Here is a 15,518-nt window from a genome sequence, read left to right on the forward strand (position 1 = left end):
TTTTGTCCAAAGTAGTAAGAATTCACCCAGCTTCGGATTCCCGGATTGCACTACTTTAGATTTTGAGGGTGTTTGCTTAGCAGTCTCTAGAAAGGGCCATATTTTTAGCCATCTCAACAGCAGCCAGCATAGAACCGGTATCTAGTAAATTTTTTCCTGCCAACTCTAGAGCCGTGCCATGATCAACGGAAGTTCTTATTATAGGTAATCCTAAGGTGACATTAACTGCTTCATTAAAACCGGCATATTTAAGAACGGGTAAACCTTGATCATGATACATCGCCACAAACGCATCGCAGTCTTTTAAATGTTCTTTAATAAACATTGTATCTGCAGGCATAGGGCCTTGTATATTAATACCTTGTTCTTTTAATTGGGTTAATGCTGGAGTGATTATGTCGATTTCCTCTCGCCCTAAATAACCTGACTCTCCCGCATGGGGATTTAAACCGGCGACTTTAATGCAAGGATTAGTAATCTGGAAATCTCTAATTAAAGAGTGATGCAACTTAGTAATTACATCAATAATTAATTCCACATTAAGTGCATCAGGTACTTCTCGTAACGGTAGATGTGTGGTGGCTAAAGCGACTTTCATCTGAGTACATGCAAGCATCATCACTACCGTATCAACCTGAAAGTATTGGGCAAAAAACTCGGTGTGCCCCGTGAAGGCAAATCCTGCGCTATTAATAATGGCCTTATGTACTGGCGCTGTAACTATTCCAGAAAACAGCCCATGGCCACATAATTCTGCACCACGCCTTAGTAATTCCAGTACATATGCTGCATTTTCGGGATTAAGTTGGCCGCTGACTACAGGAGCAGGGCAAGAAATGGGTAAAATAGTTAGATGCCCAGGTCTTGGCGTAACGATTTGACCAGCTTGGTATTCATTAAAGTGAACCTCACAAGCTAACTCTTTAGCTCGAGAGGCAAGCACTTGGGGATCACCCAAAATGACTAGAGGAAAATCATAACCAGCAAGGGCCAAACATAAATCGGGCCCAACTCCTGCTGGTTCGCCGCTGCTAATTAGCAGTGGCTTCATGCTAGATCCTTTTCAATAATATTGATGTAGGCATCAGAACGAATATGTTGTTGCCAATTGTGTACTGCTTCTGCAAATTTACGTTGGTGTAAAAACTGGCGTACCTGTTGTTTCTTAAAGGCAACCGAATCATCTTGTTGCTTGCGGCCTAAAACTTCAATTATATGCCAGCCAAATTGAGATTTTACTGGCTTACTTATTTGATTTAAAGCTAACTTGTTCATTGCTTTTTCAAACTCAGGTACTGTTTCCCCTGGGCTAATCCATCCTAAATCACCACCTTTTACAGCACTTCCGGTATCTAGAGAATAACGTTTTGCCATAGTCGCAAAATCTTTCCCTGCGATTAATTGTTGGTAAATATTATTGACTTGTTTCTTAGCATCTTCAGGCAACATGCTGGCATCAGTTTTTAACAAAATGTGGCGTGCATGAGTTAAAGTCACAATATGTTGCTGCTTCGCCGCAGCTCCTCCCACACTAACTAACTTAATAAGTTGTAAACCATTACCTGCACGTAATGGCCCCACAACTTGGCCAACTTTCATGTTAATTACTTCTTTCGCAAAAAGCTCTGGGAGTTCTCCAAGATGGCGTTCACCTAAATCACTTCCTTCTAAAGCTAAGCTACTTAAGGAACTGTCAAAAGGAAGACGGCTAAAATCAGCCCCTTTTCTGATGCTTGCTAATAACCGCTCAGCAGTTTTTTGCGCTTTTTGCACTTCAGCTGCTGTGGGCGTATCATTTAATGGAATGACTAAATTTTGTACATGATAAGTAAGGTTGGTGCGATCAACGGGAAGATCGCCTTCAGTTTTTAAAAATTGTTCGACCTGCTCATTTGTAATACGGACATCACGACCGACTGCTTTTTGTTGTAAATTAGACAAAACCATTTCTTTACGAATGCTCTCGCGGTATTCGTTCCATCCCATACCTTGACGGGTTATTTCTGCACGTAATTGTGCTGTTGTTGCATGATTTGCTGTAGCAATTCGCTCAATCGCCTGGTTTAACTCAGTATCATCAACAGTAATGCCATTTTGTTTTGCCATTTGCATTTGCAAATCGACATCAATTAAATGTTGTAATACTTGTTTGCGTAGTACGTTATCTGGAGGAAGTTGCATTCTTTGTGCAAGCAGCTGTTTTTTAGTTAAAGACACTTGCTTATCTAACTCACTGGAAGTGATCACTCCATTATTTACTACAGCAACGACCTTATCTAAGAATTGCTTTGCTTGAGTTGTACTTACTGCTGCAAACAGCATACAAACAAGCGCTATTTTTTTACACATACAAAATCCTTCCTTATTTAACCTTTTTCGAGCAGTTTGTGTGCGTTCCTTGCAGCAGCTCGAAAATATTAAAATTATCGTCACACTAAGTTATTTTTAATCAAAATACAAGCAGTCCTGCTTAATTTTTTACCATTACCGATGAAACGGATCATTATAGCCTGGAATATAAGTATTTATGATCCTACTTGGATCACTTGTAGCTACTGATCCTAAGCCTTTTAATAGTATTTGCAAGTATACATTGTTGTTATACTGCGGTTGGTATGAGGCATTTAAATTTTTAAATGTCCTTCCACCTAAGATACGAACAGCCCAACAACAGTTATCATACTGCATGCCCAATAAAGACATCATGCTGTAATCTTTACTAATATTATGGCTATATGCGCCAATAGTGCTCCACTTTGCATTTAAAGGCAAAGAAAAGGCAACTAAAGCCTGATGCAATGCATTATCGCTTTTCGCATTATTCCGTACCGAAGTCACATCACCATTAACTAAGTAGGTATAACCAAAGTTAAGAATGGCATTGGGAGCAGGTTGATAACGCAGATTTAAATCTCCGTTATTCGTGGCTGAAGTAGCAGGATCCCATACATAATCTCCAGTGATGCTCCAAACTGGATTCAAATGATAGACTGCTCGGGAAGCAATTGGCGAGAAATTTGCAAAAGGAGATAACTGACCTATCTCTAAGGGGTTGCCAAAACATGGACCAGTCAAGCTACGACATAATTGCACTTTTCGGCGAGTAAAATACTTGATTTGTCCAATAGAGAAATTAGCACGCTCAAATCCCGTTTCCTCAGATAACCAGCGCGTAGTTACCGCATAAGTTAATTGATTGGCATCACCTATGCGGTCAAAGCCTGAAAAGCGATTGGTTCTAAACAACTGATCCACATTAAAGATCATATTGGCTGTATCATATATAGGAATGGCGCTTTGATCTTGGTAAGGAACATATAAATAATACAAGCTAGGTTCTAATGTTTGAGTATAGCCGTTGCCAAACCAATTAAAATTACGTTCAAAAAATAAACCACCACGTACATCATAACGAGGTATAAAGCGGTTGTAATCTGTATGTTTAGGTCCCCAATTATTACTTACTTCATAATAGTTTTCTACAAATTCCACAGATGGTGTAATGTATCCCCACGCTTTGCGCTGCGGTAAGATAAGAGCCGGATTAAAATGCAATCGAGGACCGCGAGGTACGCCGATTTGAGCTCCCTCCCACTTGGTTCCGGGCCAGAAAAATTGATCATATTGCCCCAAGATATTTAAATTTGCATGCGCTGGTAGGTCATAATAAAAGCCACGGGCTGCGATTTGCGGTAAACGCTCATATTGGTCAGTGATAGGAGTTTCATTTACTGGATGCAAAGTTTGATAACTTTGTGCCATCCCACGAAAGATCCAATTCTCAGTGGTATAGGTCAAATCGGCTTGGCGTAATAATTGCCTTTGCGTAATGAATGCCAAATTGGTGCTGAAATCTTGGAAATAATAGTCATCAGAAACTTGTTGCACTGTTGCATTAAAACGTAAATTTTGAGCTAACTGGGTTGATTCTAATAAACCCAAAGACCAACGGTTCGTTGAGTTGTGTCTTAATCTAGGAAACTCCCATTCATGGTTGTGCAAAAAGTTACGGAAGGCCGCATCTTGAGGCAAAAAAGTACCACTAATGATGCCGCTACTTTTTTCTGTTAAATAGCGGTAATCCGCTCCTAACATCACCCCTCGCTCACTATATAAGTGTGGCGTCAAGGTCAAATCATAGTTGGGAGCCATGTTCCAATAATAAGGAAGCCCAAAATCAAAACCACCTACGTTAGAATATCCAGCAACGGGTAGGAGAAAGCCCGACTTGCGTTCTTTACTCGTGGGGAAGCTCAAATAAGGAATATAAAAAACGGGCCATTCGCGAATACGTAATTTTACATTACGAGCCACCCCCATTTGCTTCTTGTCATCAATTTTTATGGATTTAGCTTCCAGCATCCATGCTTTATCCTGAGGTGCGCAGGTAGTGTAGGTTGCTTGATGTAATAAATAATCGGAATTAGCAAATCGCTGCATGGAGCTCGCCCGCCCCCAAGCGGGCAATAGCGCATGACCTTTATTGGTATTAAAGCGATAGATAACGTCTTCCGTTTGCCCTGATTTATCTTGGGGATTAATACTTGCTTTACGTGCAATCATTAACTTATCAGGTTCTAAGTAATGCACATTTCCTAAAAATTCAATCCGGGTGATTTGGTTTGTTTTGGCATCCCGATACACATGGGCTGTTTCTGCATTAATAACGCGTTGAGTTTGGCGGATTTCTACATTTCCGGATAAGGTCGAGGGCTTATCCTGGAAAAACGATACTCTATTGGCCATAATGCGTAACTCGTCTGGTGAGGCAAGAGGCATTACGGTAATTGGTTTATACGCGCCTAAACAGACAGGCGAACTGCGATCATTTTGCCAACCTAAGCATTGAGCTAATTTATTTCTTATGACGATGGATAAATCTGCATCACGTGCAACCACACAGGCTTGTACGGGTTCATAGACGGGATCAGCATGAGCCAAAGAGTGATGCATCACCATAAGCGTAGTTAAGGTGATTGTTCCTCCTCCCATCAAGAACCATTTAACTGAAATCTTGTTCACAGGTAATAAAATGCCTTATTATGCACACAAAAACTATATACTGCGTGCTAACACAGTTAAAAATCAAGTAACAATTCGCTCAAAAGAGCATGGCGAATTGGTACATGCCAAAAATAATGTCGGGAAGTATACCATGCATGAAAGAGAAAACGCACTGAAAGAGTGGCTTATGCAAGTGCTTGAACTACAAGATTTTGTTTTAACCCCTTTAGCGGGAGATGCCAGCTTTAGACGCTATTTCCGGGTAGAATATAATGGATTGACCCAGGTAATAATGGACGCACCTCCAGGTAAAGAGGATCTACATCCGTTTATGCATGTTGCTCAGACATTAGAGCAAGCCGGAGTATGTACCCCCCAGATTCTTGCCAGTAATACACAACAAGGCTTTTTATTGTTAAGTGATTTGGGCGATCAACTCCTGTTAAATGTGCTTAATCCAGAAACAGTTCATCATTATTACCAGCAAGCGATACACACTCTTTTTAAAATCCAACGCTGTGCGATCGATGATCCAAGGCTTGCGCCATTTGATTACCAATTCATGATTAAAGAAATGAATCTTTGTCCTGAATGGTTTCTTAAGGCTTATCTTTCTCTAGAACTTAGCCAGACGGAAACAGCGTTATTAGAACGTTCCATCGATTGGATTGCCTCCGAAGTTGCGCAACAACCATTAACATTCATCCATCGCGATTATCATTCCCGCAACTTAATGCTGGTACCTGATACATCAAAGCTCGAATTAGGAGTTATCGATTTCCAGGATGCCATGATTGGCCCCTGTACTTATGATTTAGTGTCATTGCTTAAAGACTGTTATATTTCTTGGCCTCGCACTCAAGTTCTTGAATGGGTAGCGCTTTTTTATCAGCAAAGTAGCTTAAACAACCACTACACTCTTGCTGAGTTTATTCGTGCTTTTGATCTATGCGGCTTACAAAGACACTTAAAAGTATTAGGTGTATTTTCTCGCTTACATCTACGAGATAATAAACCAGGCTATTTAAAAGACCTTCCCCTGACATTAAATTATGTTCTTGAATGTACGGAAATTTATCCAGAGCTTCACCCATTGCTTCACTTTTTACAAACGAGAGTTTACCTACCATGAACACTGCCATGATACTCGCTGCGGGACGTGGAGAACGTCTAAAACCGTTAACCGAATTAAAACCTAAAGCGTTATGTGTTGTTAAAGGTAAACCTTTAATTGAACACCATGTGATTAATCTAGCGAAGGCTGGCTATGAAAAAATAGTAATAAATCATGCCTATCTTGGCGGGCAAATTCGCCAATATTTGGGAAATGGTGAACGCTGGGGAGTGCAAATTATTTATTCAGCCGAGCCTCCTGGTGGATTAGAAACCGGTGGGGGCATTGTTAATGCCTTGCCTCTATTGGGTGACCAACCCTTTATTACTGTCAATGCAGATATTTATACTGATTTCGATTTTAGTATATTGCAACCCCATGCCACCAATGCCATTCATGTCATACTGGTCAATAATAATCCGTCTTTAAATCATCATGGTGATTTTGGCCTGGTTAATCAGCAACAATTAACGAATGCAAACCCTGAATATACTCTGGCGGGTATTTGTTGTTATCATCCACAAGTGTTTGCAGGATGCGCGCAGGGTCGGTATTCGGTTGCTCCATTGATCAGACGTTATGCAGATTTAGCAAAGGCCACAGCCAGTGTTTATCGCGGACGTTGGTTTGATATTGGTTCGTTTGATCGTTTGTGTGCGGCAAATAATGCTTAATGCATTGCTCTTTTTGCCGTTTAAGTAGATCCTGATTGCAGCCAACCAGGATCCCTATTCCATTATACATTAGTGGGCAGAAACTCCGGGACCAGTATCAACTTCTGGGCCTTCCAGGCCTTCATCTTGATTGGCTTTAGCAACAACCTCAACAGCATGTTCCGCATCTTTTTTGATTTCTGCGGCTTTTTCTTCTCCAGGATAGTTACGTTCTCTAGTTTGAATATTTATCCCTTTATCAGCCATGTACTCTTTTAATCCGCCCTCATCCATCAGCTTTTTAACCTCCTCTGGACTAATGCGTGTCTTTTCGCTTTGCACCTGATCATTAGCATTGTAAATGTAACCACCTTTGATTACGTAATCTTTAGAGGCAAGCCATGCGTTAAATACTTTATCAAGATTACTCACCGTCTCAGGGGGGACGGCACCATCACTGGAAGAATAACCACGAACATAATGCCCATCCGCACTAATGGCATAATCGACTCGGACATCAGATACCTTGCCAGCCATTTCTTTCACCGCAGCCTCAGCAAGATTATTCTGCATATTTTTCAAGTCAGAGGTTTCAACTTGCTGGCCAGACCAAGGTTGACCATTTACAGTGAGCTTAAAGCGAACATAATCAACAAACTTATCCACTGCAGCAATAATATTATCTTTTAATTCCGGATTTTTACTGAGAAACTTAGATTTAGTTGCTAATTCCCTCACCCGCGAAGCGAGATATTCCGCACCTTCAATTGTAGCCCCTGCTGTTTCCATTGAAGATTTAATTTCTTCAGTGGTTGGAAATCGCTTGTCAACCATAATTCGAATCTCACAAAAATTTATAACGCATGCCCTAAATTATAGCAAACTAGATGCCAACGAGTTGACATCTAATTTTGCAATTGGTGTTAAGCGTTTGTAAAAAATTAAATGAATGGCGATTTAACATAATCAATTACTGAACTAAATGTAGCTTGCTTCATCGATTCAAAGGTAAACTCATCCACTAAAATAGCATCCCAACGAGCAGCTTCTACGGCCAGCAATTGATCCATCTCTTCTTGAGTAATTTCGTTCTTTTCAAGCTTCTTCGCAAGCTTAGCTTTTAAATGCCCAAATTTAACTCGCTTCACATCGCTTACTTTCTTAGATAGCTCATCGGCATTGATAATTAACTGTAACGCATGCTCCATTCGATCCACTGGCTGTTTTGGATCCCCTGATAAATAAAGGAAGGACTTCAAACGCTCACGGAAATGGTTATTTCCAGTCATTACTAGGGCTAATTTTCTATCTAGTTTATCACTGGGATAACGCATAGTCTGTCCCAAAGGAAATGCCACAAAGCGCATGATGAAACCTAACAGCCGAGATGGGAAATTTTGGCATAAAGCCAGCAATGATTTTTGCGCATGGTAATAGCAATAAGATACTGCCCATTGTGCATGTAATTGCTCATCTTTATCATCGCCGTTTAACTGTACACTACGTAATGCTGCCATCGCCATGTAGAGATAAGAAAGTCCGTCAGCAAGACGTGCAGATAAGCGTTCTTTTCGTTTTAAGTCACCACCTAAGTAAATTAACGATAAATCAGCGAACCAAGCAAAGGCATAACTTAAACGAGTTAAACGTTGATATTCTCGCTTCATGGATGATTTAGGAACACTTATTAATAATCCACCAGTCCATGCAGTACACATCGCTTGAGCAAAATTTTGCATGAAGTATTGAATGTGCTTCCAAATTATCTCTCTAAAGGCAGCTTTATCTTCTTTAGCCACCGCATAAAACTCATCACGGATAAACGGATGACATGCCATAGAACCTTGACCAAAGATCAATAAGTTACGTGACATAACATTCGCACCCTCTACAGTGATGGATATGGGAATTCCCTGATAGAAACCTGTTAAATAATTACGTGGACCAACCACCACACCACGCCCAGCATGTACATCCATCGCATTATTAATCGTGGTGCGGGCGAGCTCTGTATTGAAGTATTTGGTAATTGCAGACGCTACAGAGGGTTTTTTATGTTCATTAACTGCAGCCACCGTAAGTAGGCGCGTAGCACTGGTTAAATAAGTTAAGCCTGCAATTTCAGCAAGTTTTTCTTCAATCCCTTCAAACTGTGCAATTTCCACATTGAACTGGCGGCGAATCCGAGCGAATGCGCCTGAAGTGAGATAACAAATAGCGGAAGAACCAGCTCCCATGGCAGGCAGAGAAATAGAGCGACCAATAGATAAACATTCAACGAGCATTTGCCATCCGCCACCTACGCGTTTTTGGCCGCCAATAACTGCACTAATTGGTACAAAGATATCTTTTCCACGGATAGTACCATTCATAAAAGGCTGTTCTGCAGGCAAATGACGATTACCTACTTCCAGATTGGGCGTGTCCCGCGGAACAAGAACGCAGGTAATTCCTTCCACGCCCTCACCTTGCAATAAACCTTCGGGGTCGCGAACATTAACGGCTAAACCAATCAAGGTGGCAATAGGTGCTAAAGTAATCCAACGTTTGTCTATAGTAATTGACAAGCCAAGTATGGTTTTCCCATCCACTTGTTTTTGCATTACCAGAGCATCCGATTGTATGGAGGTAGCATCACTACCAGCACCTGGTTCTGTGAGTGCAAAACAAGGAATATCGATACCTTTGGCTAACCGTGGCAAGTAATGATTCTTTTGCTCATCGGTTCCATAATAATTAATTAACTCACCTGGGCCTAATGAATTAGGTACCATTACAGTAACTCCGGCAACTCCTGAGCGAGTAGCAATTTTTTGTACTACATCAGAATGTGCGCGAGCGGAAAAACCCTTTCCACCATATTCTTTGGGAATAACCAGGCCAAAAAAGCCATTTTCTTTGAGATATGTCCAAACATTTTCTGGTAAATCATGCTCTTGGCTAATTTGCCATTCGTTAAGCATGCCGCATAACATTTGCGTTTCATTATCAAGAAATGCCTGCTCTTCTGCTGAAAGTTCAGTAACTACCTTAGATAGACGCTCCCAATTAGGAACTCCGCGAAAAATATCTTCTTCAAGCCAAGTATCACCGGCATTTAAGGCTTCTTCTTCAGTTTTTGAAAGTTTAGGAACCGATTTGCCTGCCGTTTTATAGAGATAATCACCAATCCAGGCCCGCAGAGGCTCCATGTATACCACCAGTAAGGCAATAATTATCACGGCCCACAAAACAAAGCCTACAATCCACGGTAAGCCGATGGCAAAGGTCGCGACTAATAAATAAAATACGCTACCTAACTCCCAAACTAAGGGATTCATTGCGCGATAAAGAACGATAAGCGTAAAGACTAAATAAACTAAGAAAAATAGAATAGCCATAAAAATACCTTCCCTTGCTCTTTTTTATTATTGCAGGATAAGCATATAGTATATACTCTTTTTATAACAATAACATATGGCCTGCTGGAGCATGAATCAACGATTGATTTGGAATTTTGAATTTACCTCACAAACGGCAAGCTTGCCCGCGGAGTTCCTTATAAAACAGGAGCCTGAAGAGCTAAAGTGGGAGATAAGATTCTTTTGGCCTAATGATGAAATCATTGTGCTTAATACTCTTGATAATTCATTATTAGACATAGCCAAGTACCAGCAAAAATCCCGAGAAGATTATTATTATCTCCTCACTGACAGCAATTACAACATCAAACGACGCCGTAATGAATTATTGTATAAGCCTCTGTTAAAGCGCACAGATCAGGCCATTGCTTTTGGTTCCAAAATAAATCTTGATGACCTTAAAGACCCGACGGCAGATCCTCAATTGCAAAAAATCGCTCAACACGTTGCGCAACAAGGCGTGGAGGTCTACGTTAAAAAAGTGGCTTTTATCTATAAATTTGCAACCACCCCTACCGTTAAGCTCGAACTGGCACGTTTGGAAGTGCAAAATCAAACGTATCTAAGTGCGTGTATTGAAGGTAAATCATTATTTTTAGTGGAGCGACTCGCTGGACTATTGCTGGGAAAACAAAATTCCTGCGAATATGTAACCTTCTTAAAAAATATTTTGCACCTATGATCAAAACACTATTAGACATTATTTACAGCTTCGGCAAAATTGGGCTCATCTCACTAGGTGGTGGTAATTCCATGTTGAAGCTATTGGAATATGAAGCAGTTAACTATCGCCAATGGATTGGGCAAGAGGAATTCATTAATATGGTTGGCTCAAGCTTTGTTTTCCCGGGTTTAACCGCTGTAAAATTATCCGCCCTAATCGGTTACAAGGCTGCTGGATTAACCGGCTTGTTGCTCGCAGTGCTCTGTCTTAATTTACCCGGATTGATTATGACCGTCATCGGTTATCAATGGCTAACCAGCCATAATACTCCGACCACACGCAAAATTATGATTGGCGTTCAATACGGTGCCTTGGCTTTATTAGCAGCCGCAAGTTATTCCGTTGCTCAGGGTGTTGTGGGCATGTATTTTTCTATTCCTATTACCGTATGCTGCATTTTGTTTTTTTTAGCCTTAACTTTTTGGAATTTATCACCTTTTTACGGTTTTTTAGGCTTTATCATTGTTTGTTTTTTTCTGGTGCGTTGAGTAATAATTAAAGATGCGCCTTATTAAAGTGGAGTTTCCTTTTGGATACAGTATTGGATAACCCTGAGTACTATATTAACCGAGAATTTTCGGCCATTGCCTTCAACCAGCGTGTCCTTGCTTTGGCAAATGATGAGCGCGTACCCTTATTAGAGCGAATGCGCTTTCTTAGTATTTGCAGCAGTAATTTGGATGAGTTTTTTGAAATAAGGGTTGCAGGCCTTAAGGAAAAAATGGCTTTATCAACCGGGAAGCTCACTATTGATGGTTTGCGCCCCGATGAGGCATTTAGTGCGATTAGCCAAAAAACGCATGTGCTAATCGACCAGTTATATGCAACATTTAATAAACAACTGCTTCCCTCTTTACGCAAAGAAAACATCCACTTTTTGGAATTAGAAGAATGGACCGATGATATTCATCTGTGGGCTAAGCATTATTTTAAACATGAAATACAGCCAGTGATGAGTCCTATCGCTTTGGATTTGGCTCACCCTTTACCGCAATTAATCAATAAAAGCTTAAACTTTATTATTTCCTTAAGCGGAAAAGACGCCTTCGATCGTAATATTAATTATGCGGTGGTGCACGCGCCTCGTTCGATCCCTCGCGTCATCCATCTGCCATCGGAACTTTGTGGTGGAGCTGACTATTTCGTTTATTTATCATCAATCATTAATACGCACGTCAATAGCCTATTTCCTGGAATGGAAATTAGCGGCTGTTTTTCGTTTCGTCTCACGCGTAATAGCGATCTTTTTCTGCGAGAAGAAGAAATAGATGACTTAGCTAAAGCGGTACAACGGGAGATTTTTTCGCGCCATTACGGAAATGTGGTGCGTCTGGAAATCGAAAAAAACTGTCCGGAAAAAATTGTTGATTTCTTATTACAAAAATATCACTTACGTCATGAAGATACATTTTATTGTGATGGCCCAGTTAACATTCAACGCTTTTTAACTGCGATTAATAATCTCGATAGACCTGATCTAAATTATCCACCCTATACAGCCCAATACCCTCATTTCCCCAAATCAGAACGTAATTTATTTAATGTTATTGATGAACAGGATATTTTATTGCATCACCCTTACCAAAGCTTTGAAGTAGTCATTGATTTTCTCCGACAAGCAGCAGCTGACCCTCACGTATTGGCAATTAACCAAACACTTTATCGCACCCACTCCGCATCTGTTATGGTCGATGCCTTAGTTGATGCGGCACACTCAGGAAAAGAAGTAACGGCAGTGATTGAGCTTCGTGCCCGTTTTGATGAGGAATCTAACTTAAAATTGGCAAACCGGTTACATGCAGCAGGTGTATTGGTGCTTTATGGCGTGGTTGGCTATAAAACCCATGCGAAGATGACTCTGGTAGTGCGTCGAACTCATGGCAAGTTAAAACGCTATGTACATTTAAGTACAGGGAACTATCATGAGAAAACGGCTCAGCGCTATACGGACTTAGGGCTTTTAACCTGCGAGCCAACTATTACTGCTGATACGCAAATTATTTTCCAGCAATTAACTGGCTTAGGTAAGGTAGTTAAACTAAAAGCATTAAGCCATTCTCCATTTACCTTACAAAAAACTTTGCTGCAATACATTGAACAATGTGCTACTGCGGCACAGTCGGGTGTTGAAACAGAAATTTTAATCAAAGTAAATGGCTTGACCGATAAGGCTATGATTCAAACTTTATATAAGGCCTCTCAAGCCGGGGTGAAAATTAATTTACTTGTTCGCGGCGTTTGTTGTTTAAAGCCAGGATTACCGGGAGTTTCGGAAAATATACGGGTGCTATCCTATATTGGACGTTTTCTCGAACATCATCGTGTTTTTTATTTTCGTATTGATAATGAGGAACATTATTTTTGTGCCAGTGCAGATATGATGGAACGTAACCTATATCATCGCATCGAAATTATGTTTCCTATTCTTGATGAGCAATGTAAAAAGCGTATTAAGCAGGAAATAATCAAAAACTACCTTAAAGATAATAGCAATACTTGGGAAATGCAAAGTGATGGTAGTTATAAGCCGCTGACTCAGGGACATATTTCTGCGCAGGAAAAATTAATTACGCTTTATAAAGATGAGACGAATGATATTTAATCAATTCACTATACTCATAGCTTCCTAATTACGCGATGCAGCATCGAGGCTCCAATAGATTTGGCATGAGGAGCCAGGTTATTAGCGTGAACAGGTTAAGTGAGCCTCTTTACCCAGCTGTAAATGCGCTCGTGTGGCCAAGGGAATAGGAAAGTTTGTAGCGCCGTGTCCAATGCCTGCCATCTGTAGGACAGGGATAGTGCTTTCATTCGCAAAACGCTGTAATACGGGTTGAATTAACGAGGTGCCGTTTGGCTCTTCACCCCCCAGAAAGTCAGCAAAAAGGACTGCGGCGACACCTTGGAAAATATTCGCTTGCCGCAAGTGTTCTAACATACGATCCACACGATAACCACGCTCATTTATTTCTTCTAATAAAATAATCTTACCGCGGCCATCTAATTGCCAATTAGTCCCTATGCTTGCTTGGATCAAGGTTAAATTACCACCAGCTACCGTGGATTCAATAATACGGCATTCTTGGGCAGAGCGATTTAACGGCTTTAAACCATTAAAATCAACTGTTGCATGTTCAGCAAATAGCAAAGACTTCAAGGCAGCGATCGATGGTGCGGAAAATTTATCGGGTGCAGCCCCACCATGGATTGTTGCCCAGCCCCAATGCTGTTGTAAATACAAATGCAACGAAGTGATGTCGCTCATTCCTACAAAAATTTTGGGCTCAACAGGAGGTTGTAGATTTGCTAATTTTGGAATTAAACGCATGGCGCCATAACCGCCTCGCACGCAAATAAGCGCTTTCGCTTTCGAATTAAGCAAAGCATTTTGTAAGTGTTGCAAACGCTGTTCATCACTATTGGCACAGAATAAGTCTGCGGCAAAAATATCTTCTTTAACGAGACAATTGAGCTGCCAGGAGCTCATTAGTTCTTTTAGTTCCTCTAATTGCTGATCAGTGCAACGAGAGGCTGGGGCTATTAATTCAACCAAATCGCCAGATTTAAGTATCGGTAGTGTTTTCATTTTTACCTTGCTAGAAGCTCATCCTACTATATTAAAAGGGTTTTGCTCAACTTGCCAGGCTCCTCACATACCAGACGCGGCAATAAATACCCAGGCACTAATTGTTGTAGCTGTTGGTAGATTGCTTGAGCTTTAGTAAAAGGCAGGTCGAAATGCGCAGCTCCTTTTACTTTATCTAATGTATGTAAATAATAAGGTATCACCGCGTAATCAAATAAAGACTGACTTAACATGGCTAAAACCTGGGCATCATCGTTAATTCCGGCCAGCAGCACCGACTGATTCAATAAATGACATCCTGCCTGTCGCAAGTCATGAAGTGCCTGTCCTACTGCTTCATCCTGTAACTCCTGAGGATGATTACAATGCAATACCATTACTTTTTTAAGACGGCTGGTGGTTAATAATTCTAAAAAGCCTGAATCGATACGCTCAGGAAATACTACGGGGATACGAGTATGAAAACGTATGGTATGTATATGCGGGATTTGTTCTAATTGCTGCAACAGATCAATAATAACAACATCAGCCGCCAACAGCGGATCACCCCCGCTTAAAATTACTTCGCTAATACTGGTATTCTTGGCAATGTACTCACAGATTTCTTTAAAACCCTGGCGTCCAGGATTATTCTCTTGATAGGGAAAGTGTCGCCGAAAACAAAACCGGCAATTAACAGCACATACCCCCGTTAAGGTAAGTAGAACGCGTCCATAATATTTATGAATCAAACCTTTTAGCGGATTGCTCTCTTTCTCATGCAAAGGGTCAACACTATATTCTGCCGGTGAACTCATTTCTTGCGATGTTGCTAAAACTTGCAACAGTAATGGATCCTGAGGATTCCCCTTTTGCATCCGCTGTGCGAATCCCAAAGGAATTCGACTGGCGAATTGCGCTTCAGCTGATAAGCTTCCAGTAGCTAGGGGTAATTCCAGATAGGTGAGTAAATCAGCCACAGAAGAAAAACCTTGTGCTAATTTTTTTTGCCAACTTAAAGAGGTATCTCGCATTAATTACACAGACTTGATAAACT

At 40.8% G+C, this 15,518-nt stretch carries 12 protein-coding genes; 5 read left to right on the forward strand and 7 right to left on the reverse strand.

From position 1 onward, the window contains the following. Nucleotides 1-76 precede the first annotated feature (76 nt). The 3 genes from pdxA to BN3124_RS06505 all read right to left on the reverse strand — a co-directional run bounded on the left by pdxA (nt 77) and on the right by BN3124_RS06505 (nt 4,992). Nucleotides 77-1,051 (reverse strand): 4-hydroxythreonine-4-phosphate dehydrogenase PdxA, encoded by a 975-nt coding sequence (gene pdxA / locus BN3124_RS06495; protein WP_058533992.1) that lies wholly within the window; start codon nt 1,049-1,051, stop codon nt 77-79. Continuing rightward, nucleotides 1,048-2,349 carry a peptidylprolyl isomerase gene (locus BN3124_RS06500; protein WP_058533993.1) on the reverse strand — a complete coding sequence of 434 codons (1,302 nt, stop codon included), beginning with the start codon at nt 2,347-2,349 and terminating at the stop codon, nt 1,048-1,050. The genes pdxA and BN3124_RS06500 overlap by 4 nt, the downstream gene beginning before the upstream one ends. A gap of 135 nt (nt 2,350-2,484) precedes the next feature. Further along, nucleotides 2,485-4,992 (reverse strand): LPS-assembly protein LptD, encoded by a 2,508-nt coding sequence (locus BN3124_RS06505; RefSeq protein ID WP_058533994.1) that lies wholly within the window; start codon nt 4,990-4,992, stop codon nt 2,485-2,487. Nucleotides 4,993-5,155: 163 nt separating this feature from the next. On the opposite strand from BN3124_RS06505, the gene BN3124_RS06510 reads away from it, so the two are divergent. Then, nucleotides 5,156-6,136: an aminoglycoside phosphotransferase family protein gene (locus tag BN3124_RS06510; protein ID WP_058534480.1), complete on the forward strand. Its 981-nt coding sequence runs from the start codon at nt 5,156-5,158 to the stop codon at nt 6,134-6,136. Further along, a complete protein-coding gene (gene murU / locus BN3124_RS06515) occupies nt 6,133-6,792 on the forward strand; it encodes an N-acetylmuramate alpha-1-phosphate uridylyltransferase MurU (RefSeq protein ID WP_058533995.1) in 660 nt (219 codons plus the stop codon). The genes BN3124_RS06510 and murU overlap by 4 nt, the downstream gene beginning before the upstream one ends. Nucleotides 6,793-6,861: 69 nt before the next feature. On the opposite strand, the gene BN3124_RS06520 is transcribed toward murU, so the two are convergent. Both BN3124_RS06520 and BN3124_RS06525 read right to left on the reverse strand, forming a co-directional pair. Further along, a complete protein-coding gene (locus BN3124_RS06520; RefSeq protein ID WP_058533996.1) occupies nt 6,862-7,605 on the reverse strand; it encodes a hypothetical protein in 744 nt (247 codons plus the stop codon). A gap of 107 nt (nt 7,606-7,712) precedes the next feature. Then, nucleotides 7,713-10,151 carry an acyl-CoA dehydrogenase gene (locus BN3124_RS06525; RefSeq protein WP_058533997.1) on the reverse strand — a complete coding sequence of 813 codons (2,439 nt, stop codon included), beginning with the start codon at nt 10,149-10,151 and terminating at the stop codon, nt 7,713-7,715. A gap of 91 nt (nt 10,152-10,242) precedes the next feature. Here BN3124_RS06525 and BN3124_RS06530 point away from each other — a divergent pair, with 91 nt between their 5' ends. Genes BN3124_RS06530 through ppk1 form a run of 3 tightly spaced genes read left to right on the forward strand, consistent with a single transcriptional unit; the run spans nt 10,243 to nt 13,498 of the window. Beyond that, nucleotides 10,243-10,854 carry a hypothetical protein gene (locus BN3124_RS06530; RefSeq protein ID WP_058533998.1) on the forward strand — a complete coding sequence of 204 codons (612 nt, stop codon included), beginning with the start codon at nt 10,243-10,245 and terminating at the stop codon, nt 10,852-10,854. Next, complete coding sequence (locus BN3124_RS06535) at nt 10,851-11,384, forward strand: chromate transporter (RefSeq protein WP_058533999.1); 534 nt, start codon at nt 10,851-10,853, stop codon at nt 11,382-11,384. The genes BN3124_RS06530 and BN3124_RS06535 overlap by 4 nt, the downstream gene beginning before the upstream one ends. A 41-nt stretch (nt 11,385-11,425) precedes the next feature. Beyond that, entirely contained in the window at nt 11,426-13,498 is a 2,073-nt protein-coding gene (ppk1, locus tag BN3124_RS06540) for a polyphosphate kinase 1 (protein ID WP_058534000.1), read from the forward strand. 81 nt (nt 13,499-13,579) lie between these two features. Here ppk1 and BN3124_RS06545 read toward each other — a convergent pair whose 3' ends face one another. Then, nucleotides 13,580-14,482: a S66 peptidase family protein gene (locus BN3124_RS06545; protein ID WP_058534001.1), complete on the reverse strand. Its 903-nt coding sequence runs from the start codon at nt 14,480-14,482 to the stop codon at nt 13,580-13,582. Nucleotides 14,483-14,508: 26 nt separating this feature from the next. Continuing rightward, on the reverse strand, nt 14,509-15,495 hold the full coding sequence (gene epmB, locus BN3124_RS06550; RefSeq protein ID WP_058534002.1) for an EF-P beta-lysylation protein EpmB: 987 nt from the start codon (nt 15,493-15,495) through the stop codon (nt 14,509-14,511). Nucleotides 15,496-15,518 lie beyond the last annotated feature (23 nt).

Origin of the sequence: Legionella saoudiensis, from assembly GCF_001465875.1 — a bacterium.
Classification (GTDB): Bacteria; Pseudomonadota; Gammaproteobacteria; order Legionellales; family Legionellaceae; genus Legionella; species Legionella saoudiensis.